20 protein-coding genes and 1 tRNA gene are annotated in these 23,085 nt (G+C 45.6%); 7 read left to right on the top strand and 14 right to left on the bottom strand.

The features are described 5' to 3' along the window. Positions 1-23 precede the first annotated feature (23 nt). The 4 genes from RA178_RS05175 (at position 24) to lipA (ending at position 3,296) form a co-directional block, all read left to right on the top strand. On the top strand, positions 24-1,199 hold the full coding sequence (locus RA178_RS05175; protein ID WP_028761483.1) for a serine hydrolase: 1,176 nt from the start codon (positions 24-26) through the stop codon (positions 1,197-1,199). A gap of 121 nt (positions 1,200-1,320) precedes the next feature. Further along, on the top strand, positions 1,321-1,587 hold the full coding sequence (ybeD, locus tag RA178_RS05170; protein ID WP_006082758.1) for a DUF493 family protein YbeD: 267 nt from the start codon (positions 1,321-1,323) through the stop codon (positions 1,585-1,587). Between the two features lie 93 nt (positions 1,588-1,680). After that, entirely contained in the window at positions 1,681-2,334 is a 654-nt protein-coding gene (gene lipB / locus RA178_RS05165; protein ID WP_173243224.1) for a lipoyl(octanoyl) transferase LipB, read from the top strand. After that, on the top strand, positions 2,331-3,296 hold the full coding sequence (gene lipA / locus RA178_RS05160; protein ID WP_028761485.1) for a lipoyl synthase: 966 nt from the start codon (positions 2,331-2,333) through the stop codon (positions 3,294-3,296). Before lipB ends, lipA begins: the two co-directional genes overlap by 4 nt. Before the next feature lie 172 nt (positions 3,297-3,468). On the opposite strand, the gene rimI is transcribed toward lipA, so the two are convergent. Beyond that, positions 3,469-4,056, bottom strand: coding sequence for a ribosomal protein S18-alanine N-acetyltransferase (gene rimI / locus RA178_RS05155; protein ID WP_306684833.1), 588 nt, complete (start codon positions 4,054-4,056; stop codon positions 3,469-3,471). A gap of 47 nt (positions 4,057-4,103) precedes the next feature. After that, the gene (locus RA178_RS05150) at positions 4,104-4,469 is read right to left on the bottom strand and encodes a hypothetical protein (protein WP_028761487.1); all 366 of its coding nucleotides are present in this window, start codon (positions 4,467-4,469) and stop codon (positions 4,104-4,106) included. 243 nt (positions 4,470-4,712) lie between these two features. On the opposite strand from RA178_RS05150, the gene dpsA reads away from it, so the two are divergent. Continuing rightward, positions 4,713-5,180 (top strand): DNA starvation/stationary phase protection protein DpsA, encoded by a 468-nt coding sequence (dpsA, locus tag RA178_RS05145; protein ID WP_028761488.1) that lies wholly within the window; start codon positions 4,713-4,715, stop codon positions 5,178-5,180. Between the two features lie 94 nt (positions 5,181-5,274). On the opposite strand, the gene RA178_RS05140 is transcribed toward dpsA, so the two are convergent. The 9 genes from RA178_RS05140 to RA178_RS05100 form a co-directional block, all read right to left on the bottom strand. Then, on the bottom strand, positions 5,275-6,531 hold the full coding sequence (locus tag RA178_RS05140; protein WP_306684832.1) for an acetyltransferase domain-containing protein: 1,257 nt from the start codon (positions 6,529-6,531) through the stop codon (positions 5,275-5,277). Next, a complete protein-coding gene (locus tag RA178_RS05135; RefSeq protein ID WP_306684830.1) occupies positions 6,521-8,692 on the bottom strand; it encodes a TonB-dependent siderophore receptor in 2,172 nt (723 codons plus the stop codon). Before RA178_RS05135 ends, RA178_RS05140 begins: the two co-directional genes overlap by 11 nt. An 85-nt stretch (positions 8,693-8,777) precedes the next feature. Continuing rightward, positions 8,778-9,068, bottom strand: a complete 291-nt coding sequence (locus tag RA178_RS05130; protein WP_028761491.1) for a DUF2607 family protein — start codon at positions 9,066-9,068, stop codon at positions 8,778-8,780. Between the two features lie 154 nt (positions 9,069-9,222). Further along, positions 9,223-10,224 carry a siderophore ABC transporter substrate-binding protein gene (locus RA178_RS05125; RefSeq protein WP_306684828.1) on the bottom strand — a complete coding sequence of 334 codons (1,002 nt, stop codon included), beginning with the start codon at positions 10,222-10,224 and terminating at the stop codon, positions 9,223-9,225. Continuing rightward, entirely contained in the window at positions 10,221-11,003 is a 783-nt protein-coding gene (locus tag RA178_RS05120; protein WP_263172687.1) for an iron ABC transporter ATP-binding protein, read from the bottom strand. Before RA178_RS05120 ends, RA178_RS05125 begins: the two co-directional genes overlap by 4 nt. After that, positions 11,000-11,950, bottom strand: a complete 951-nt coding sequence (locus RA178_RS05115; RefSeq protein WP_306684826.1) for an iron chelate uptake ABC transporter family permease subunit — start codon at positions 11,948-11,950, stop codon at positions 11,000-11,002. Before RA178_RS05115 ends, RA178_RS05120 begins: the two co-directional genes overlap by 4 nt. Further along, positions 11,947-12,855 (bottom strand): ABC transporter permease, encoded by a 909-nt coding sequence (locus RA178_RS05110; RefSeq protein ID WP_306685397.1) that lies wholly within the window; start codon positions 12,853-12,855, stop codon positions 11,947-11,949. Before RA178_RS05110 ends, RA178_RS05115 begins: the two co-directional genes overlap by 4 nt. Positions 12,856-12,960: 105 nt before the next feature. Then, entirely contained in the window at positions 12,961-13,671 is a 711-nt protein-coding gene (locus RA178_RS05105; RefSeq protein ID WP_306684824.1) for a TetR/AcrR family transcriptional regulator, read from the bottom strand. Positions 13,672-13,763: 92 nt separating this feature from the next. Next, positions 13,764-15,881 (bottom strand): TonB-dependent receptor, encoded by a 2,118-nt coding sequence (locus RA178_RS05100; RefSeq protein ID WP_306684822.1) that lies wholly within the window; start codon positions 15,879-15,881, stop codon positions 13,764-13,766. Between the two features lie 319 nt (positions 15,882-16,200). Here RA178_RS05100 and RA178_RS05095 point away from each other — a divergent pair, with 319 nt between their 5' ends. Further along, entirely contained in the window at positions 16,201-17,802 is a 1,602-nt protein-coding gene (locus tag RA178_RS05095; protein WP_306684821.1) for an ATP-binding cassette domain-containing protein, read from the top strand. Further along, entirely contained in the window at positions 17,799-19,376 is a 1,578-nt protein-coding gene (locus tag RA178_RS05090) for an ATP-binding cassette domain-containing protein (RefSeq protein WP_306684819.1), read from the top strand. The genes RA178_RS05095 and RA178_RS05090 overlap by 4 nt, the downstream gene beginning before the upstream one ends. A gap of 285 nt (positions 19,377-19,661) precedes the next feature. Here the strand turns inward: RA178_RS05090 and RA178_RS05085 are convergent, their stop codons facing one another. The 3 genes from RA178_RS05085 to RA178_RS05075 all read right to left on the bottom strand — a co-directional run bounded on the left by RA178_RS05085 (position 19,662) and on the right by RA178_RS05075 (position 23,014). Then, a complete protein-coding gene (locus RA178_RS05085; RefSeq protein WP_306685395.1) occupies positions 19,662-21,071 on the bottom strand; it encodes an ammonia-forming cytochrome c nitrite reductase subunit c552 in 1,410 nt (469 codons plus the stop codon). Then, entirely contained in the window at positions 21,055-22,266 is a 1,212-nt protein-coding gene (locus tag RA178_RS05080; RefSeq protein ID WP_306684818.1) for an NnrS family protein, read from the bottom strand. The genes RA178_RS05085 and RA178_RS05080 overlap by 17 nt, the downstream gene beginning before the upstream one ends. 671 nt (positions 22,267-22,937) lie before the next feature. Then, a tRNA-Trp gene (locus RA178_RS05075) sits at positions 22,938-23,014 on the bottom strand. Positions 23,015-23,085: the final 71 nt, after the last annotated feature.

Genomic DNA, 23,085 nt, shown 5'->3' with positions numbered 1-23,085 from the left:
CAACCAAAAGACGTGCCAAGTTAATGATGAATTTTGTAAAAAGTCCCATTAAAACATTGCTGCTAATTTCCAGTGTGTCTCTCCCCGTTTATGCTGCGCAGCCTATTATTACACCTGATGCACCAGCAGTGGCCGCCAAGGCTTTCGTCTTGATGGATTATAATTCGGGCCAGATTATCGCTGAGAGTAACGCTTATGAAAGCCTTAACCCAGCCAGCCTAACTAAAATGATGACCAGCTATGTCATAGGTCAAGAAATCAAAGCGGGCAATGTCTCGGTCGATGATGATGTGACTATCAGTAAAAATGCCTGGTCTAAAAACTTCTCTGACTCCTCTAAGATGTTCATTGAAGTCGGAACTACCGTTAAAGTCGGGGATTTAAACCGCGGTATCATCATCCAATCGGGTAACGATGCGTGTGTGGCTATGGCAGAGCATATCGCTGGCACCGAAGGCGCCTTCGTTGACATGATGAACTCATGGACAAAACAGCTGGGTATGCGTGATAGCTACTTCGAAAACTCCCATGGCTTAGACTCAGAAAACCACAAAACAACTGCCTATGATATGGCATTGTTAGGTGCAGCCTTAATCCGCGACGTTCCAGAAGAATACCGCATCTATAGCGAAAAATTTTATACCTTCAACGGTATCAAACAATATAACCGTAATGGTTTGTTGTGGGATAACAGCATGAGCGTGGACGGTATCAAGACAGGCCACACCTCTGGTGCAGGTTACAACTTAGTCGCATCTGCAACCAAAGACGGCATGCGTTTGATTTCTGTGGTTCTGGGTACTCAAAGTGAATCAGCCCGTAAAGCTGAAAGTAAAAAGTTACTGACCTATGGCTTCCGTTTCTTTGAAACTGTCACGCCTTACAAAGCGGGTGATAGTTTCACAACCCAACAAATATGGTACGGTGACAAGAGCACTGTTGATTTAGGCGTCGCAACTGATACACCTATTACGATCAGCCGTGGCCGCGGTAAAGACTTGAAAGCAAACTTCGAATTGACTAAGCCATTAGATGCACCGTTGAAAAAAGGTGAAACTGTAGGCCGTCTATTCTTCCAACTTGATGGTAAAGACATTGCCCAGTTCCCACTGGTGACGTTGCAAGAAGTCAACGAAGGTAGCTGGTTTAGTAAATTAGTCGATTACTTTAAGCAGATGTTTTCTGGATGGTTTAGCTAAGCTAAGTCCCATAAATAAAGCCACCTTCGGGTGGCTTTATTTTTTTGGGGAGTGCATCGCCCTTGAATCGGGTATAATCGCCACCATATATATCCCAATATAGCCGCTAAGAGTACTGAGTATGTTAGACACTAAATTTGATGAACTGATGGATTTCCCTTGCGCATTTCCTTTTAAGGTCGTCGGTGAAGCCCACGAAACGCTAACTGACAAAGTCGTGGCTGTGGTACAAAAACATGCACCGGGTGATTATTCACCTTCGACAAAAACGTCGAGCAAAGGTAGCTATCACTCCATTACTATCCGCGTGACAGTGACCAGCAAAGACCATATCGAAATTTTGTACACTGAACTTGCCGCCATCGAAGGCGTACGCCGCGTACTATAAATATTCCTCAAGGCCATGAAATGTGATCTGTCTTACATTTATGGTCAAGAGGCGTATAATAGCGCCACTCAATTCTAAGGGGAGAGGTTGCCCTTGCAAGACACGACTTTGCACATTCGGCATCTTGGAAAACAAGATTACGAATCAGTGTGGCATGCTATGCAGCACTACACTGACACGCGTAATAGTGAGAGCCCAGATGAGCTGTGGATAGTAGAACACCCACCCGTGTTTACCCAAGGCCAAGCTGGTAAAAGCGAGCATATTTTGAATGCTGGCGATATTCCTGTGATCCAAGTGGACCGTGGTGGCCAAGTCACTTACCACGGCCCTGGACAACTAGTGGTATATCCTCTTCTCGACATAAAACGTAGTAAAGTCGGCGTGCGTCAACTCGTTACTCATATAGAGCAAAGCATTGTCGATATGCTCGCCAAGTACGAAATTAACGCTTATGCCAAGGCCGATGCGCCGGGCGTATATGTGGACGAACGTAAAATTGCCTCCCTCGGATTACGCATCCGTAAAGGCTGTTCATTCCATGGATTAGCCCTTAATGTCGATATGGATTTAGCACCATTTCGCCGCATCAACCCTTGTGGTTATGCCGGTCTTGAAATGGTGCAATGCAAAGCACTTGGCGGACCACAAACCGTGATTGAAGCGGGCGAGCAACTTACTATTACTTTTAGCCAATTACTGGGCTATCAACACCTAGTTCATCATCAAGGATTAGCAGCGTCATGAATAGGCCTGAACGTTTACAACCCGGAGTAAAACTAAGAGATGCCGATAAAGTGTCTCGTATTCCGGTCAAAATCGTCCCATCAGAGCGCGACACTATGTTGCGTAAACCCGATTGGTTACGGGTTAAACTGCCGGCATCGAATCAACGCATTTTAGACATCAAGCAAGCGCTGCGTAAAAATGGCCTGCACTCTGTCTGTGAAGAAGCCTCTTGCCCTAACCTCGCTGAATGCTTCAACCACGGTACAGCAACCTTTATGATTTTGGGTGCGATTTGTACTCGTCGTTGCCCGTTCTGCGACGTGGCCCATGGTCGTCCGCTTAAACCTGATGCTGAAGAGCCAGTTAAATTGGCGCAAACTATCCGCGATATGAAGCTGAAATATGTGGTGATTACCTCTGTAGATCGTGACGATTTACGAGATGGTGGCGCCCAGCATTTTGCCGATTGTATTCGCGAAATTCGCAAACTAAATCCGGACATCAAGATCGAAACCTTAGTGCCTGATTTCCGTGGTCGTATCGATGCAGCCTTAGATATTTTATCGACTGAGCCGCCTGATGTGTTTAACCACAACTTAGAAACGGCGCCCATGCATTATCGTAAAGCGCGCCCAGGTGCGAATTACCAATGGTCGCTCGATCTGCTAAAACGTTTTAAAGAACGTCATCCAAATGTGCCCACTAAATCAGGCCTGATGATGGGACTGGGTGAAACCAACGAAGAGATCGCTCAAGTACTGCGTGATCTGCGAGAACATAAGGTTGAAATGCTGACCTTAGGCCAATACCTACAGCCGTCTAAGTTCCATTTGCCGGTTGAACGTTATGTGCCACCAGCCGAGTTTGATGAGCTTAAAGCCTTAGCCGATGAATTAGGTTTTACCCATGCAGCCTGTGGTCCATTAGTGCGCTCAAGCTACCATGCGGACCTGCAAGCCCAAGGTAAAGAAGTGAAATAACCTTCTTGCTTAGATGCAGAGCTTAGGTGATGTAGATTTCAAGGTTATTAAAATAGAAAAACAGCGCTTAGGCGCTGTTTTTTATTGGCTGTTTTTATGACTGTTTTTATGACTGTTGTTTATGAAGAGTGGTTCGTATAGCTGTCGTTATACGACATGAACGCTAATGCTCTTATTCTTGGGTTATCGCTAAATCCATCAAGATAGCATCTTCTTTACCGCCCTCTATCGGGTAGTAACCTTTACGACGTCCCGACTCAATAAAGCCAGCCTGTTGATATAAAGCACGGGCGGCAAAATTGGACTCTCGCACTTCTAACATAAGCACCACAGCGCCCGATACCTTGGCCGATGCCATCACAGCCTTGAGTAATAACTTACCGTAACCTTTGCCCTGCTGACTCGGTAATAGGCAAATATCCAATAAAGTCACTTCATCGATAATTTGCTGCACTATCGCAAACCCTAAGAGTCCTTCGATGTGATAAGTATCTGAATCCGAAACGACGTCAATATTTGCCTCAGTATTTGCATCCATCTCTAAGTGAGTACTCAGCTTTAAACCTAGGACACGGTACAAGTGACCAAAACAATCGGCAAGATTCCCCTCACTCATGGGATGGCTATGGGCCAAGGATTCAAGCTGCACCATTTGGGGAACATCTTCAAGTGTGAGGGGCACAAGCTCAACAGGCAAACCTGCTGTCAATTGTGCTGCAAATTGTGTTGTGAATAGACTATCTACTGGTAGGATGTTCAACGTCGGTATTCCAAAGTATTGGTTATTAATGTATTTACGAGTAAAGCTTAAGACTTGCTTGGCGCTTGGCCGCTAACTTGGTCGCGCCATTGGTAAATCTGCTGCCAGAGCGCGCTTTTAGCCTGCCAACCCACCAATAAATCAGCCAACGGCTCAGACACTAACCATGCGGTACGTGGCCTGACTTTGTGACGTCGCAGATCCCAAACGATCTGTTTACCTGTATGGGGCTCACAGTCAAAATCACATTCATCCCGCTTTATGTCGATAAGCGTTAGCACAGCGTCGATAAGCGGCTCTGCTTCTGGTAACTCACCGTTTTCATCCCAAATCACTAAATAAGGTTTCACCTTAGTGTCGCGCACTCGCCAAGTTGTCACATTCATGGCGGTTAAATAGGCTGATTTATTCATTAGGGTCAGTTTTATTCAATTAAAGTATCGACTCACAATATGCCGCTAGGATAGCAGTTCTGCCATGGCATTGTTACTGCAGCACGGCGAAAGGAGATGATATCTGGCTTTATCGCTTACGAGATTTAACACTCGAAAGTTCAATCGGATTTATAGATTTACAAAATCTAATTTACTCATTTTACATTTAATATCAGAAGATTAGACTAAACACACTCAGTAAGACAATAGAAGGAAAACGCCATGATTAACATAGGTATCAATCAAGCTCACAGAGAAGAAATCGCCGCAGGGCTAAACCAACTATTGGCTGACAGCTACAGTCTTTACCTTAAGACCCATAGCTTTCACTGGAACGTTACTGGCCCAATGTTCACTAGCTTACACTTGCTATTTGAACAGCAGTATACCGAACTTGCCCTTGCGGTCGACCTTATCGCAGAGCGTGTACGTGCATTAGGCGCCAGAGCACTCGGCTCATATTCAGCCTATGCCGCGCTGACCGAGATAAAAGAAGATCAAGGTGTCACTCAAGCCGAAACCATGATCCGCGAACTATTAAGCGATCAGGAACTGGTGATCCGCAATGCCAGAGCCTTGTATCCGCTGGTGAATCAAGCGAATGATGAGGCAACTGCGGACTTGCTCACCCAGCGCATCCAACTGCATGAGAAAAATGCCTGGATGCTACGCAGCTTACTCGCAGAATAATCGCTAAATAGATGATTGCTCTAACCAAAACAAAAAGTCGCCAAGTAAACACTTGGCGACTTTTTGCCTTTAAAGCTTGATCACGCAAAATAGATTAGAGGTACTTAATCCAAGCCTGAGTGCTGTGTTTTTTATACTCGCTAAATCGCTTAACGGGATAATACAACGCGATGGCTAACACGCCCGCAATGAACCAAACCCATCCTATATTGCTCACGCCAAAGTACTCACCATGGTTTGCGCCAAAGATGAATTTCGCTAAAGTATAAAGCAGTAACAGCACGTACAAATGTAAGATATAGAAGAACATAGGGACTGAGCCAAACACAGACAACCCATGGCCCACTCGCGCGAATCTCCCACCCACTTTCCCACTTGATGCAAAATACCGCTCAAAGGCCACTAAGCAAAAGAACATGCCGCCTAAGGTCACCAGTAAAAAGCTTAGTGATGGCGGGTATTTCGTTAAATTGAATACCGACATCAAGGTTTCACCCAAATGTGCCCCCGACAGCCAAGGCAAGGTTTCGCCATAAAGGTTAAACCCACGTAGCACCGCAAAAAGTACCCAACAGCTGATCCCTAAAAACAACAGCTTTTGCTGGCGAGCCGATGTATCAAGATGGCTTCCGTTCGGCTTATTACTAAAAAGTGGCCCTACAGCATAACCCAGTAAAATCACCCCAATCCAAGGCAGCACGGGATAACTCACCTTAACCCTAAGCGCACCTTCGCTGACGAGATAACCGCGGTCGTGCAATATGGTCCACAGACCGTAAGCCCACTCACTGGGCTGAAAACCAATTGGCGTCAACAGATTATGGCCAAAAACAATCGCAAATCCTAAAAGGGCCATCCAAGGTCTAGGCAGGTTTATCATCGCAGCGAGCGCTAACATACTCAGGCCAATCACCCAAATCACCTGTAACCAGAGGGTGTAATAGCTGACCATCCAAGAGAGGTTAGAGAAGTTAATCACTAAAATTTCCAGCGCGATTAAAAACAGCCCGCGTTTAATCAAAAACATACGTGCTGAACGTGGCTCGCCATGGCTACGATTGGCATAAAGCCATGCAGAAACCCCAGTTAAAAACACAAAGACTGGCGCACAAAAATGGGCGGCAAAGCGACTCACAAAAAGCCCCCAAGAGGTCGAACTCAAATCCATAGGATCGCTCACCTGCATGTGAAAGAAAAACCGCTCCCGCACATGGTCGAGTAACATGATAAGCATCACGGCGCCGCGCATCATATCGATACTATTGATCCGGGTGCGGCCAATAGAACGACCCAGTTCTTGCTCGGCAAAACCTGAAGATAACGCTGGGTTAGCACTGATATTAGAATTCATAGCTGACACTCACTTTAATGCTACGTGGTTCACCCGGCACGGCCCAAAGAGCGGAATAGCTACTCGCGATGTAATGTTCATCCAGTAAGTTATCCAGATTCACTCCAAGGCTTAAGTTGTCGCTTAAGTGGGTGTTCATAAACAACCCAACTAACTGATAAGAAGGCAATTGAAAACTCGGATCGGCAGAATCACCGAGGCGCGAATCCACATAACGCCAGCTAAGCCCTAGATGACCATCAATAGAAAGCCTATTCAAATCCTGTTTCAGAATCACGCTCGCGGTATGCTTTGGCACATTAACCAGTGGACTGCCTGCAGGAATGAGCACGCCCCAATCAGGATTCAAACTGTCATTGGCGGTACGGGTATTAAGATAGGCATAGGATAATTTTGCTTGTAAATCCTCCGTCAGTTCGGCGGCTAAATCGAGTTCAACCCCGCTACTTTTAGCTTTACCTAAGGTGGCAGAAAAACCAACATTGATAGGATCTGAGGTCAAGATATTGCTCTTTTGGGCATCGAACACGGCTAAACTACCGTTTATAGGAAGATCGTTTAACCAAGTACCATTAAACTTCATCCCCAGTTCAACCGACTGACTCTCTTCCGCTTCGAAGGGCTTACCCGCAAAGTCGGTTCCAGAAAGCGGTAAAAAGCCTTCAGAATAAGAGCTATAGAAACTTAAGGCATCGGACCATAAATACACCAGACCCACCTTGGGGCTGACTCGACTATCGGTTTGCTCTGACAGAGTATCTTTCGCGACTTCACTGATATCTTGCTGATAACTATCGAACCTCAACCCAAGATGCAGCTTCCACTTTTCAGTGAGATCCATTTGATCTTGCAGGTATGTGCCCCACGCCTTTTGGGTTTCGTTATTCTCATACAACAAACTCACCTCAGGCTGAGGCCCACCATATTGAGGCTCATAAATATCAATGGCATATTCGCCCTTTTTGCCGCGATAGCGATACAATCCTGTCTTTAAACTGTAGTGATAGGCGTCAGCACCGAGCAGCAAATTGTGGCGAATAAAACCCGTATCCACATGACCACTTAACTCTAGGCGCAGTGAATTATCCTCGGAGGCATAATCTCGGTATCTGTGCTGCCGGGTAAGCGTGCGACCATCATCAAATAGCGATTGTCGACCCTTTGCTAACTCGGCATCAGACGAATACCCCTTCAAGCTAGAGTCTCGGTAGTTATAGCCAGCAGTTAATGACCAATCATCATTTAATTCATAGTCATAGGTCAGCTGATGCCCTGTGGCATTCACCTCCGTTGCGCCATCATTAGGCTCACCTAAATAACGCGAGCGGGGTACGGTATTAATATCGTTATTGAGCACAATAATGCCGCGATCGAATAGCTGTTCCTGCTTGAGGTATTCCATTTCATACAGCAAGGAAGCTTTTTCGGAAATCTGCCAACGCACAGACGGCGTAACGATTTTTTTATCGCTAAACACATAATCACGAAAACTATCGTGTTCCTGCCAAGCGCCATTAATCCGAAATGCCAAGTTATCGGTTAAACCTGAGGTCACATCACCTTCTAACCGATATTGGTCGAAACTCCCAGCCGATGCTTTTAAATAACCACTGGTTTCATATTGGGGTTTCTTAGTGACGATATTAACTGTGCCACCGGGCTCCGAGCGGCCATAAAGTGCCGAACCTGGGCCTTTTAAAATCTCGACATAGGCAACGTTTGATAAATCTCTATGACCACTAAAACCTCGGCCACCATTAAAGCCATTGATTAAATACCCCGATGGCATGTTTTCGTTGCCCGGAAAGCCGCGTAGGGAAAAACTATCCCATAAACCGCCGCCATTGTTTTGCCGCGCCACACTCGCGGAATAGTCCAGTACATCTTGAAACCGCGTCAGCCCCGCATCTTTTATCAATTGCTCGTCTAACACACTGATCGCTTGGGGAAGTTCAGTTGAGGACACATTGCCACGATAGGCTTGGCGATAGTGGATACTTAAACGTTCAATGTCAGTGTCAAGCACTGCGTCACTCACAGTATCAATAGCTTGTGAACTCGATTGACTGCTTTCTGCGGCCAACAACATTGAAATAGGATTGAGCACAAACAAGGCGCCCAGCAACAGCGCAGTGCGCTTAGGGACATAAAAAGAAGTCATTTTCACTCCGAAAATAAACAGCATCGGCGCCTTAGCTAAGCCAAGGCGCTCAAAGTTAATTAAGATAAATTGAATAAACAGTAACTTATGCTGTTATGGGCGGAGCACGACTATTGAAGAAACGACTAAAAGGTCGCTTAAAGGAAACGGCCTGAAACTCAACCGAGATATAACCCTGCTGAGCGAGTTGAAAATGAAAGGGGGTACTGGTTAGCGCATGTTGCAACTGGTGCTGATGTAAGCACAGCGAACAATTGGCCTTAGAGTCTTCACTAGCATGGGAAACACTGTGAACAGCAATGGCAACAGACAATAGCACCAATATGGCAGCAAGCCATATCGCTAGGGTGCGTCTTGTTTGTATCACACTATTCAAACCCTACTTCCTCAGATAATTTGGCAGGCGATTGTATGTTAAGCACTACTAAAGTTGCAAACCGATTTACCTAAGCCGTAGGGCTTAAATGTTACAAGAGGTAACTTATCTCATGAGTCATTAGCTATGCCGTCCATAGACTATTTGCAGCCATCTACTTTACATAACCCTTTAACACATCATCAATCATAATATTAAGGGATGTTATGCCCGCCCCAGTTATATACCAAGCCTCGGGATCCACAAAAATAATGTTCCCCGTCTTCCAAGCGTTAGTTTCACGCAAAAGAGGATTATCAATAGATTGTTTATCCAATACGGGGCTTCGCTCCATCACTGCGGTTCTGTCAACCACGTAAATGATGTCGGGATTGTTTTCAAGAATAAACTCGCTTGATACAGGTTGACCGTGCAATCCCATCTGCTCTGAAAGGCTAGCGGGTTTCACCCCTAGCGCGCTGTAAATAAACCCATAGCGAGAACGAATACCTAAAAATCGAAAAGCGCCGTTATTATGTAGCACCACCAAGGCTTTTTCAGGCCTGTCCTTAATCACCATTCTGGCGGCTTGGATCTTAGTTTCCAGTTCATCCACTTTATGTTTTGCCAAGGTTTGCTTATCGAATAATTTACCCAGCATCAATAAGTGTTTTGTGACTATATCAAAGTAATCGCTGCTGCTGTCTTGATAATCAATATCCAAATGAATGGTTGGTGCCAAATTGGAAAGCGCTTGATAATGACTAGCTTGAACGGATGACATCAGCACCAAATCGGGTTTAAGTGCATAAATACGTTCCATATTGGGTTGAACGATAGCACCTAAATCAACGATATCACTATTGTTGCTGTAGTCTTTCAGGTAGTAAGGAACAAAATCCTTTGGCATACCGACAATCGGAACACCCAACTGTTCGAGATAGTCGACTTCATTCATATCTAGGGCCGCAACGCGTACTGGCCGTTTTGTAATAACAGTAGTGCCCAACTTATGCTCTACCTCTATCGGGGCAAACTCCAACTCAACCGTTGAAGCACTCGTATCCGATGATGCAGGCTGTAATGACTCGGTTTTATTGTCGCAGGCCAGCAAAAAAGCCGAGCTAAATAACAGAATCGCTACCACTTTAGTCCCACTTCTACATTTCGACGTCACTTGTATTCTCCTTGTAAGTTGAAGTTGAAATAATTACATACAGTTCCTTGACTCGTTTTCAGCACCTCAAGATCCAGTTCGTACAGTGCTTTTAACCTTTGTGCTGTGACGACCTCTTCAACGGGTCCAGCGCAGTGCACAACGCCTTGCTTCATACCGACAATATAGTCGGAGTAGTTAGCCGCAAAATTGATATCGTGAACCACTAACACTACCGTTCGTTTGTAATCGTCACACAGATGACGAAGCGCCCGCATTATGCTAACGGCATGTTTCATATCCAAATTATTGAGCGGTTCATCTAACAATAAATAATCCGTTTGCTGCGCAATCGCCATTGCCAGAAAAGCCATTTGGCGTTGTCCGCCACTAAGTTCATCAATAAATACATTGGCTAATGACTGTAAAGCTAAAAACGACAGCGCTTCATCAATGGCGCAATGATCTTCCTTTGTGAGTGCCCCTTGGCTATAGGGAAAACGACCAAATGCCACTAACTCCCTGACCGTCAGGCGTAAATTGAGGCTGTTAAACTGACGCATGGTTGCCACTTGCTTGGCATAATCCTTCAAGGGAATATTGTGGATAGCAGTACCTTTGAGTAATACCTCGCCCTGCTGGATATTCAGTAACCGACCAATCGACATCAGTAAGGTACTTTTGCCGGCACCGTTAGGGCCGATGAGAGAAGTCATCTGATGTTCGGGAAATTGTGCAGTGACATTTTTTAGCACAGGTTTCGCGCCATAAGACTGATATAAGTTATTGACGGTTATCACACTGCGCTCCGAGGTTTAAGAATTAAGACAAAGAAATAGGCGCCACAAAATAGATTAATTAACAGCCCAACACTGGTTTGATAATTAAACAGATGCTCAACGAGCATTTGCGCGATCAGAAAAACCGAGATAGCAACGGCGTATCCTGTTATCAAAGTAAATGAGTGCGACGGATGCCTTGCCAGTGCATAGGCCATGTTCGCGACAAATATCCCCATAAAAGCAGTCGGCCCCACTAAACTGGTTGATATTGCGACCAATACCGCGATAAGACCCAATAGCAGGCGCACCACTTTTTGATAATCAATACCAAGAGAGATAGCTTGCTCCCGCCCCATCAGTAATACATCAAGTACAGCGCGCACTCTCCAAGCGGCAATACACACGGCACTGACAAGCACTAGAGAGATAAGCAATTGCTCTGGTTGAGCGCGGTTGAACGACGCTAAGCTATAGCTCTGGAAAATAGAAAACTCACCGGGACTGATAGAATATTGGATTAACTGAGTAAAACTGCCTAACACCACAGTGAGCACTAAGCCCACAAGCAGTAGGAAGAACACATCATGTCGATCTCCACTAAATAGCCAGCGGTGAATCGCCGTTGAGTAAAGCAACATCACCACGACTGAGACAAAGAAATTGCTGTTAGCGGTGATCAGAATACTGCTGCCCGTCCCTAAGATAAGGATCAACAGAGCCTGCAAAATCAAGTAAACCCCTTCATACCCCATGATAGATGGCGTTAAAATGCGATTTCCGGCTAAGGTCTGAAACAGTATCGAAGAAAACGCAATACAGACACCACCAAGGCAAATAGTGCCCAAACGCACCAATCGATTCGGTATGACATAGTCAAAATCAAAGCCTGAGCCCATCAATAAAAATGTGACTGCCAACATAATAGGCAGCCCCCAGCTCAAAAAACGCCATGCACTGTCTTTCATTTGATTTTCCAAACGATAACTAAAAATATGAGTCCACCTAAACAGCTTGCCGTTAGACCTATAGGAATTTCAAAGGGATACAAAACAAGCCGACCAAGTAAGTCGCAGATAATCAGTAGTGTTGCGCCAGCAAAGGCGATAATAGGCAAGGTACGTTTTAAATTATCGCCGTAACGCATAGCGACAAGATTAGGAATAATCAAACCAATAAATGGAATGCTCCCGACTGTGATAACTGTGGTCGCTATGGTCAGGGAAACCAGCACTAACCCTAAGATAACTAGGTTGAAATAACTCAGGCCTAGTGTGGTAGCTAAGCCTTCGCCCATTCCTACAATGGTAAAGCGCTGTGCATAAAGGTAGGTCAGTATGACTACGGGAAGGATCAGATAGATGATTTCGTAGTTACCCTGCACGATTTTTGAAAAATCACCCAGCATCCATCCCTGCATACTCTGCATCATATTGTTTTGATAAGCATAAAGTTCCGCTATCGCACTGAGTACACTGCCAAACATAATCCCAATAATTGGAATGAGCACCGGACTCTTATACCGAATACCACGAATAATCAGAATAAAGGCTAAACTCGCAAGCAGGCAAAAAACCAAAGCCCCCAACATTCTGGCGGTAACCCCCATACTTGGGGCATGAATAATTGAAATTAATATGCCTAGTTTGGCGGCATCAAGCCCGCCACAAGTAGCAGGTTCAACAAACTTGTTTTGCACAATCTGCTGCAATATCACGCCACAGACTGCAAGCCCTACACCTGAGCAAATCAAGGCAAAGAGCCGCGGCAGACGACTCGCAGATAACACCAACCAGACATCATCCGAGAACGTCAGCATCTGCGCCACAGATGCATACTTTGCGCCTAGCAGCAATGAGGCAAAACAAAGCACAAAAAAGCACGTCAGTGCATAAACCACCTTCACAAACTGATACTTCCTATACGCAATAAATCTTGTACTAATCTGCAGCCGCTATGAGGTTTTCATATCGACGCGCTATGTTTGAGCCTTATCAGATCCCCCTGCCTTTTGGGCATGGGTAACGGCAATACCCGCTAACACTAAGTCACGTTTTCGCTCCCACCATTTGCGGGCGCCCACCTTCATAATGTCTACCATCGCATTTATCTGCTCAGCTTTATCAGGGAGCTTGGTGGCTTCATCTTCCCAAATTGCGATAATTCGCTCTTTACGTGTCCGACCATCGGCTTCTGGTTTAGTGGTTGACCACCATCCCAAAAAGCACTCCCCCACCATGTCAACTAAGATATCAACGGCCAGCACTGCTTCATCGAGGGAGAAGCCTTTTTGTTGCAGCTTTTCGACCGATTCAGCAAAAGAACGTATACCCGATGACGGCGTAACACTGGCCTGATGGATAGACTCAGCGAGGCCAGGATGACGCTCATAGAGTGCCCAAATGGCATCGGTCAATATGATCAATTCGCTCCGCCAATCTGTGGCCACTGGCGCTCGCCAGTCCAGCTCATTAATTGCAAGCTCAGCGGCAATGGAGATAACATCATTCCGACCTGCTACGTGATGGTAGAGGGAAGAATGATCGACCTTTAAATGCGCCGCTATAGCTGGGATGGTCGCTTGATCAACCCCAATCTCCAACGCAGCTCTGGCGATAGCCTCACGGGAAATACGGCTAGGTCTACCACGCTGGCGTTTTTGAGTGGGTTGATCCGGTACTTGTGTCATATCGATAAGGTTTCCAAGGCAAAAAAGCCATTCTAACCGCTCTTGCTACCCGCTGCATGGCAATAGCCAATACCGCGGGTAGAAGCTAGCCGCTAAAACTTCGCCCTGACGCCTACACCTATTTCTCGAGGTTCAAGTAAATATGCATCCACGCCTCCGGTACTTCTGTCAGCCATTTTTGCCACAGGTGCACGTTCATCCAGCAAATTGCGTGCATAAACAAAGGCTTCAAAATATTGGTTGATTTGATAGGAAGAATTCAGGTTTACCGTAGTGTAAGATCCCACTCTTAACTCTGGCTCATTGGTATCCGTTGAAAAGTATCCATCTGTATGGCGCACATCACCGCTCAGTTTGATAGTGTCTGTAATTGAATAGTCAAACCCTATATTGAACATATATCCCGGCGCTTTACTAAACTCGTTGCCAACAAACTCCTCGCCACGGTAGTCATTAAATTCACTTATCTCAGTTTCAAGTAAACCCAGCCCACCATATAGGCTAAAACTATCGGCAACTTTAAAGTTCCAATCTAATTCAATCCCATAGCTTTGCGCTTCATCGGCATTAATAATGACAGAACCAAAGGGACGTCCATCGAGGTAGTCAGTAACTGAACGTTGTGAATCCTTAAAGCGGGTGTAGAAGAGATTGCTATTTATGATTAAGCGTTGTTCAAGCAGATCGATACGGGTAAAAAGTTCATAGTTCCATGCCGATTCGGCATCAAAGGTATAATATTCGCCGCCGCGGAAGTTAATACCTGTGCCCCCAGGAATGTTACCTTCACTGATCATAGCGCCGATTAAGACGTTATCTGTCAGATCATAGGACAGGGCAACCTTAGGTAACAAAGCCGTAAACGTCTCTTCATATTGATGGCGCACACCTGGGATGTAGCTGGCAATACCATCGTGGCTAATTTCATCAGACTGATAACGAAGAGCGCTGGTGAATGCCCACTTGGGTGAGAAGCGCCATATGACTTCACCGTAGGGGGCAAAACTGGTATGTCTCAGGTCTGCGTCGGCATTACCAAATACGTTGTTCAGCTTGTTGTTGGTTTTATCATCCCAGTAGAAGACACCGGCAACCCCACTAAACTCTGAACTCTTGTCACCAAAGTTCAGCCTTATATCATTCGAAAAGTTTTCATTATCTCGTTTTGCAATCCCTTGATAAGGTGCTGCGAAGCGATAATCAAACTGCCCTTCTGAATACTGCAGTTGGTTATGCAACTTCATCCCATTGTCGAACACATATTCAAGATCAAAAATTCCAACATGATTGCTGACTTCTTGATTGTCCTGAAAAATTGAACGATTTTCTAAGTCATCATAGGGTTCTGATACCACCTCGTTTCTGGGACGTTTAGCCTCAGTGGAGGAATAAGTCAGCATGGTGGAAAAGTTACTGAATTTTTCGGGTTCCCATAGTAACTTCGCCCGTAGATTTTGGTTTTTAAACTCAAAATCCAAATCATGGGCAGTAAATTCTGGGTTAACGTAATCAACAAAGGTATCTCTAGCGCTGTAATCTGCGCTAATTCTTGCGGCAAAGTCACTACTTAGCGCACCGGACGCCATGACCGAAAAGCGCTTCTTATCCCGACTGCCATAAAGTGCTTGCGCTGCAAATTCTGGCGTATAAGTGGGGTTATGGGTATGGATAACTACAGCGCCAGCAATACTGTTGGCTCCTTGACTGGTCGTTTGCGGACCACGGTAGACTTCAATAGACGACACATCCCACACGCCTGCGGCGCCTAAATCCAGTTCTGCGGGGCTCAGATATTTACCATCCACACTGATAGTTGCACCCGGCACAGGCTTAGATAAGTAGGCATTACCCGCTGCAACAGGCCCTTTAGTATCCGTACCGCGGATAATGGGCGCATCGGTATTTCCGGCATAAATTAAGTTTGGCGTACCGCCGAGAATTTCAGAAATCGTTGATTGGTCGGCATTTTTCCTCAACTGTTCTTCAGTGATCACTGTCACTGAGCTAGCCGTTTCTTTCAGCGTGCGCTCGATTTTCTGACCGTAAACTGTGATGACTTCAATATTTCCCGCTGCATCTTGTTGCTTGGATTGCTTATCTGGAGCAGTTCCACTGTCAGCAATAGTTGAGCCGGAAATAGCGCTAAGCCCCAGCGCAAGAGAACCGATAACCCACTTTGATTGTGGGTAAAACTTACCAAATCGGGGCATATGTAATAACTCCTTATACGAAAGATTTGTTGCCAATGAGAATAGTTATCAATTATATTATCGCCGTTCAAAACATTTATCAACACTGTGTTGATAAATAAAAGTGACCGCTTAATATGGTCGCCATCTCATGGCGGTTCAATTTTTATGAAACAAGGAATTTGGCTCGTGGATGTTCATTTACCCATAAACTCTGGCACTCAGACTATTTTTTACTCTGCAATATCAAGACTTCATCGCTTCATTGGCCTTGTGTTAATCACACTTTCCAGACCGAAGCCCAGCCTGTTCCACTTCGATTTTTTAGGTGAGCATTAAAATGCAGCGACTTTTCAGTCCCACTTCAACATTAGCCTTTACCCTACGTCCGGCGATTCCCGCACTCACTTTCGGAATGCTGCTAGCGGCAGGTGCTGGCGTGACGACACTAGGTGCACTCTGGTGCATGATTCAACTTATTGCAGGCCATCATTCGCTATGGTTAGCGGGGGCGCTCATATTTGGGGTCGTGTCAGCGCTGCTATCAGCTGGCGCATCTTGGGTTAACCACAATGCTGAGGCGCAATTTTCTGGAAGATTAAGGCGTCATATTGCAGCGCATCTTGTTAGGTTGCCACCAAGCACCTTGGTAAAATATAAGGGCGAAAAGTTAAAGCGATTAATGGTCGATGACATAGCGTCATTGCATCATATGATCGCGCATTTACCCTCTGAGCTAGCGACCTTTATCATTGTCCCTGCCATCACTATCGGTTTGCTGATCTTAAGCGCGGGCTTAGTGGCATTACTTGCCCTTATCCCAGGCCTAGCCGCCGCACTTTTCTATTTGGTGGTGATCCCAAGGCTTGCAGCAAAACAGGGGGAAGCACGAGTCAATGTGATGGGAAATATCACTGCAGCAGTAGATGACTACGCCCGTGGTGCGCCTGTATTTCGCATTTATGGCGTACAAACTGGTACTATGGCCGATTACCAAAAGGCAACGACACATTTTATTGGGGATATTCTTGAGCGGGTAAGCAAGGTATCCACTTCAGTCGCCGTGGCCACATCACTACTGCAGGCTGTCTGTACTTTTGCCATTGTCTATGCCATCGGGTATGAATGGCCCCCAGAAAACCTTGCTGCCGCCTTGTTCTTCAGTCTGGCCATAGTCACGCCAGCCCTAAAGCTCGGGCATGGGCTTGATTATCTCGCCACGGGCCGCGCTGCCGCTCAGCGGCTAACGGATTTTCTTGAGCAATCGAGAGTTCCTGTTGGTAACGGCAATATTGAGCTTAATACACCTATGCCGCTCACTCTCACCGATGTCGTGCCTTCAATGTCTACAAGCAGTAAAACAGTGCCCATTAACTATCAATTTAGATCTGGCAGAGTCACGGCAGTTACAGGGATCAGTGGTGTTGGCAAATCCACATTACTGCGCTTATTAGCTGGCATGGAGCAGCTAAATGCCGGAGATATTCGACTCGCTGGTATGGCACTCAAAGAGATGGATGAAGCCTCGATTAATCGCGCGATCATGCTATTACCACAAAGTGCGGGACTACTGGCAACCTCCATCGCCGACAATCTCGCGCTCACCGCACCTGATGCCACGGATGAAGATTACTTAGCAGCATTACACTGCGCGCAATTGGATAAACCCTTAAATACTCATGCAAGCGCGCTCTCTGGCGGTGAAATACAACGGGTTAATCTTGCCCGTGTGTTTCTTTCACCCGCTAGGGTGATATTGCTTGATGAACCCACATCGGCCCTAGACAGCGAAACGGCATTTAACGTGTTCACAGCGCTACGCCATCACGCAAAAACAAACCACAAAACGATTGTGATGGTCACCCATGACTTAACGCTTGCCGAGCTGGCGGATGACAAACTCACACTCAAGCATCATCACAGGGAAGGAGAAGGCCAATGATAAATCGTCCCCAAGATTACGCAGCCATAAAGCACTTAATACCTGTTGCCTGCGGTTGGGCTGTGACGGCCATATTGGAAGCGGCATGCTACATTCAACTGGCTTTAGCCATTATTGAGCAGCAATCACCGCAAAAAGTGCTATCGATTGCCACAATAACCATACTCACCACAATACTGGCTTCGCGTTCAGGTTTTTGGGCTGGCGCAAGGCTGGCCAATGCGCTCTACAGTGCATTAGGCACGACCATGCAACAAGCTAAACTATCTTGGTTTACACCGAGTGTCAGGACACTACTCATAGAAACTGTCTCTCGGAGTATTCCTGGCTTTATGAGTATTCCGGCACATCAATTTCAGGTATTTATTCATGCACCGCTTATTCCGCTCTGCATTACCTTTGGCATAGGATTGATCGGTGGCATACCACTGGTACTGATGTTGGCTAGCTTGTTGCTCGTGTCATTTGTGATTCAGAGTATGGCGCAACGAGCCCTTGCCCGCGCAGATATGGACCGAAACAACACTGAATTGGCAGCAGATCAGTCAACCCTTGAACTGATCGACCACTTAGAGTTACTGCGTACAGCAGCAGGATATAGCGGCGCAACAACACGGTTAGAGCAAAACTGGCAAACACAAGAAATCGCATTAGAACGAACTAATCGCGCCGCTGCTATAGCAACATTACTGTCGGCTATCGCCAGCTTTTTACCTATTGCAGGCATGGCACTCTATCTGGTGCTATCCGGTATAAACAATACGACAATGCTGCTCGCTGTTTTGATGTTGACCATGCGCGCGGCGGCGCCACTTGAGACTCTCGCCGTGGCGGCAATAAGCATTAATGATCAGCTAGCGGCTATTAAACACTATCGACAAGCGACTCATGCGCCAACGCTCAAAGAGCCAAGCCAAGCGCAGCAAAAGACACCGAACAATCATACAATCGAATTGAATAACGTAACATTTCCCCCTGCGGTGCAAAATATCAATGCCACTATCGAATCAGGTGAACGCGTGCTGATTGGCGGCCCGAGCGGTTCAGGTAAAACCAGCTTACTTAAGTTATTGATGCGCTTTGATGATCCCACCCTAGGCTTGATCACTTTGGGCAAGGTGCCACTCACGTCAGTCCCCGCTGCTGAACTTGCCCGCTTTTTCGCCTATGTGCCGCAGGATCCACTCATCTTTACCGGCACCATTGCCAGTAACATTCGTATTGGTAACCCTGATGCCGACGATCAAGCCGTAGATAAAGCGGCACGTCAAGTGGCACTGGATGAAGTATTAGATAGATCAGAACAGGGCATTTACCAAGAAGTCGGCTTGCAAGGCGCAGGGTTATCGGGAGGGGAACGCCAAAGGCTTGCCTTAGCACGCGCGCTTATCAAAAATGCGCCGATTCTGATAATGGATGAGGCCACCTCGGCATTGGATGAAGAGACAGAAAAGCGTGTAGCCAAGGCTATTTGCGAACAGAGTTGTACACTGGTTTTAGTTTCGCACCGAAACCAATCAGTTTGGCAGCCAACCAAGATAATAGAATTTCATCAATCACTTGCCTCAAAGTAAGATCGGATTTCTATGCATTAAAAAACTGAATTACAGATGTCTGACACAGATTATAGTGATTAATTTGTCGTTACAGACCAATATCTCAATGAGTTATGTACTGCAGCCGAAATGACATGAATCATTTCGACTGCAGTTATTGCTCGTGCAAAGAAGATGAGCATTACTGTAGAACCGACCAAGCCTTGTTGGCATAACGCTCACTGAATCAAAGCATAAATACTCGAGCTTCCTCTCGCTTTTGAGCTTTAAAATCCCTCAAATTATCAGCTACCCGTTAATAAACTAGTAACCATATTTTGCGACAGGGTGCCAGTTTTTATTAACATCCTCTTCAATAAACTTTTGTTTTTCTTTGATTAAATCCGATTCAACTAACCCTATCGCTTGATGGGCCTTTTCCTTAGTACTGATATCTGGATAAGTAACTTGAGTCACGTTAAGTTGCTTCAATATTCCAGCGAGCAGATGACGTGCTTCGTTCGCTTGTTCGATGGCTTTATCTAAAAGCTGCTTACCTTCTTGTGGATTATGTGCATACAAACCATGTGAGGACATGGCAAAGTCCCAGCGCCACTGACTGTGTCGTATCGCCATAATTGGCTCATTCATATTCTCCCATTTAGCACCTGCATCCCATGCCGCTTTGGCTTCATAGTGGGCTTTGACGAGCAGAGCTTCAACTTCGCGAGCTTTGGTCTCAATCGTTAATTTATTGGCCGCTAGCTTGGTTTCAATTTTGGTTTTACTGCTATGGCAGCCACTGCAACTGTTATCAAAATGCGGTAAGGCTTTATCAACTTTATGGCTAGTAAATTCAACACCTTTTGCATCCTGCTGGGTAGGCATATGGCAGGTAATGCAAGTGACACCGACTTCGGCATGTTTACTGCGACTCCAGTGTTCAAACTCAGGATGACGTGCTTTGAGTATGGGCGTTTTCGAAAGAGGATGGATCCATTCGAAGAAGCGGCGAGTGTCATAATATTTTTCAATATCGTCGGCTGTGCTGCCAAAAATCCAGGGAATATTAACAACATTACTTTTTTCCGGACGGAAATAGTAAGTGACATGACACTGACCACATACCTGCGCACCTTGCATATTAGTATCTTGTTTATCGAATGGCAGGTGAATTTTAGCCATAGCCTCTTGGGCATGGGGGCGAGGTAAAGTTAACTTATTAGTGCCAGATTCATGGCAATCACTGCAATACACTACGCTTTGGATCTCTTTGCCCAGATCAGTAAAGTTTTTAGCGGAGTATCCTTCAAATCCTAGTTGTTCAATCAATCTAGGGGCATCCGGTGTCTTGCAGGTCCAACAACTGGCGGATAATCCTTTCTCTCCTGCTTTAGGGGGGACACCTGTACGTAAAGTATGCGTCACATCAGCAACGGCAAAATGGTGCCCACGTGGGCTATGGTACTCTTTGGCATAGGAAGATCCTGCCCAGAGTATGATGCTGGCGGGATAATTGGCGAGCATATCTTCGCGTTCAACTTGTTCAGAGGTGGCTTGCCAAGATTGATATTGGTTAGGATATTTTTGTTGATTGCTAGTATCGGAAGCCGCTACAGATGTACATATAGTTATGGCGAGCAAGCAAATCATTTTTAGCAATGTGACTATTTTAAAATAAGTTTTCACTTTGTATCCTTTTGTCCTAACATCAATATTAACCTGGGCGCCCATCAATACGGGGGCGAGAAAGTATCGGCAAGTAATGCCATACAAACAGTGCAAATGCGATAAACCAGCAACTGCCAGCCAACCATAACCAGACTTGGGTGTGGGCCGGAAACCAGATGGGCATTAGCGCCCTGAGCAGTGCCGCTAACGGTAGGCAAATAAATGCCAAGATCATCTTAGGGCCCTCATAAATATTTCGACTTGTGTGCCCGAGTGACACTCTGGAAATCATCGAAAGACACAGGGTAGCCATACAACCAATAGCAAATAGGTGAAGCAGACTGCGATAGGCATATTCATTATCGAGATACCAACTCATGGCTAACAGGCAAAGAGGCAACATTAAATAGGCAAGATGCAAGGACCACAGCATAGGTTCTTTCAGTGTTTTATGGGGTAACCAGCGTGCAAATCGGACCAGCTGCAAGAGCCCCGCAATGAGCAGTAAGCCTCGCTCGACTTCCAGAGGTATAAGGTGGATGAGTGATTGAATGACGAGCAAGATCATCGTCAGGATCAGCGGGTATTCAATCCAAGTTAAGGGATCTGCTTTAGTGGCCTTAATGCGCATCGCGGTAAAGAATGGAATGACACGCCCACCGACTATGGTGATAAGTAAGGCTAACCACCATAACATCGCCTGCCAGATCTGGTTGGCAAGGATAAAATCGCGTTCAAATAAAGCGTAATAGCTGACATTGTTAATCACGAGTGCGGCAAACAACATGATCGGAAAACCAATATTGCGCCATTGCTTCACCTTATAAATGCAGCGCCATAGGGTAAGGCTTGCCATACCAAGGAACAATGAATCAAACAAGGCGGGCAAAATGAGCGGAACTTGTATTGGGAGTAAGAGTAATAATCGTGCCAGTAACCAGCAGCTAAAGGTCAATGCGAGTGGCCATCCCTTTAATGTGGGTTGGTTGGTCCAATTTTGAACGGCAGTCAGCAAAAATCCACACACAATTGCCATAGCGAAACCGAACAGCATTTCATGTGGATGCCACCATAGCGGCAATATCTTGCTCCAAAAGGATGAAGGGAAAAAGCTATATTGGGGAGTAAACCAAGTTAATAGCCACAAAGGGATATATAGCGCAGCTAATATGGCTCCCCCAAGGAAAAAAGGTCTAAAGCCTAAGCGCCATAATGCGTGAGTACATTCGGTTTGTGTAGGATCATCAATATTTAGCATAGTTGTTAGCCGAGTTGCAGAACGATGATGAACACACTTAAGATGCATTCAATATAGTCCTTATATTGTACTGTTATGACCTTCAATTCAAACTAAATCTTAGATTTTGGAACTAAGATCCCAAAGATGAACAAAAAATAAAGTGTCGTGGAATAATCATTTCTGACGGCTAATAGGCTTAATCAATGTACTGCGGGTTCATGACGGACAAAGGTTCAATGCAAACTTTTACACAGGTAACGGCACAAACAGTCACACATTGGTAAATTTTAGATGGGAGAAATACCGTTTTGATTTAAATAACCGTGGCTTTATTGGCCTATCTTATTTCGAACATAGCCAAGACTTTGATAGCACAGGCAGCTCGATTTATAACGGCGATAACAGTTGCAGATGATTATGTGGTAACTCGCTTTAGCGTCGATTATCAGGCTAAAAACTGACGGATTAGTGGCTTCGCCAACAACCTATTTGATGAACAAGCATTGACAGTAAATAGCCTACAAGCCGCAGTTATGTTGGAGGGTTACGACAGAAAAATGGAAATAGTACCAGCAATTGGTAGCGTTAAAAAATGGCGAGTTATTCAATCCGAGTAAAATCATTTTCTACGTTTTATTCTACGCAAAAGAAAACGGCTCGCATATTTCTATGCAAGCCGTTGTTTTATTTGGCAGGGGTGGCAGGACTCGAACCCGCAACCATCGGTTTTGGAGACCGCTGTTCTACCAATTGGAACTACACCCCTGTTGACGTGGGGCATTATGCTAAAAGCACTTCCAAAGGTAAAGTACTTTTTATGGCAAAACTCATTAACTG

Origin of the sequence: Shewanella oncorhynchi (assembly GCF_030848765.1) — a bacterium.
Lineage (GTDB): Bacteria > Pseudomonadota > Gammaproteobacteria > Enterobacterales > Shewanellaceae > Shewanella > Shewanella oncorhynchi.
This window is presented reverse-complemented; position numbering and strand designations above follow the sequence as displayed.

Coding starts and splice junctions, on each gene's coding strand:
- dpsA (WP_028761488.1), top strand. CDS start 4,713: ATGATTAACATAGGTATCAATCAAGCTCACAGAGAAGAAATCGCCGCA.
- RA178_RS05105 (WP_306684824.1), bottom strand. CDS start 13,671: ATGACACAAGTACCGGATCAACCCACTCAAAAACGCCAGCGTGGTAGA.
- RA178_RS05140 (WP_306684832.1), bottom strand. CDS start 6,531: ATGAATTCTAATATCAGTGCTAACCCAGCGTTATCTTCAGGTTTTGCC.
- lipA (WP_028761485.1), top strand. CDS start 2,331: ATGAATAGGCCTGAACGTTTACAACCCGGAGTAAAACTAAGAGATGCC.
- RA178_RS05100 (WP_306684822.1), bottom strand. CDS start 15,881: ATGCCCCGATTTGGTAAGTTTTACCCACAATCAAAGTGGGTTATCGGT.
- RA178_RS05150 (WP_028761487.1), bottom strand. CDS start 4,469: ATGAATAAATCAGCCTATTTAACCGCCATGAATGTGACAACTTGGCGA.
- RA178_RS05090 (WP_306684819.1), top strand. CDS start 17,799: ATGATAAATCGTCCCCAAGATTACGCAGCCATAAAGCACTTAATACCT.
- ybeD (WP_006082758.1), top strand. CDS start 1,321: ATGTTAGACACTAAATTTGATGAACTGATGGATTTCCCTTGCGCATTT.
- RA178_RS05175 (WP_028761483.1), top strand. CDS start 24: ATGATGAATTTTGTAAAAAGTCCCATTAAAACATTGCTGCTAATTTCC.
- RA178_RS05080 (WP_306684818.1), bottom strand. CDS start 22,266: ATGCTAAATATTGATGATCCTACACAAACCGAATGTACTCACGCATTA.
- RA178_RS05115 (WP_306684826.1), bottom strand. CDS start 11,950: ATGAAAGACAGTGCATGGCGTTTTTTGAGCTGGGGGCTGCCTATTATG.
- RA178_RS05085 (WP_306685395.1), bottom strand. CDS start 21,071: ATGGGCGCCCAGGTTAATATTGATGTTAGGACAAAAGGATACAAAGTG.
- RA178_RS05135 (WP_306684830.1), bottom strand. CDS start 8,692: ATGACTTCTTTTTATGTCCCTAAGCGCACTGCGCTGTTGCTGGGCGCC.
- RA178_RS05095 (WP_306684821.1), top strand. CDS start 16,201: ATGCAGCGACTTTTCAGTCCCACTTCAACATTAGCCTTTACCCTACGT.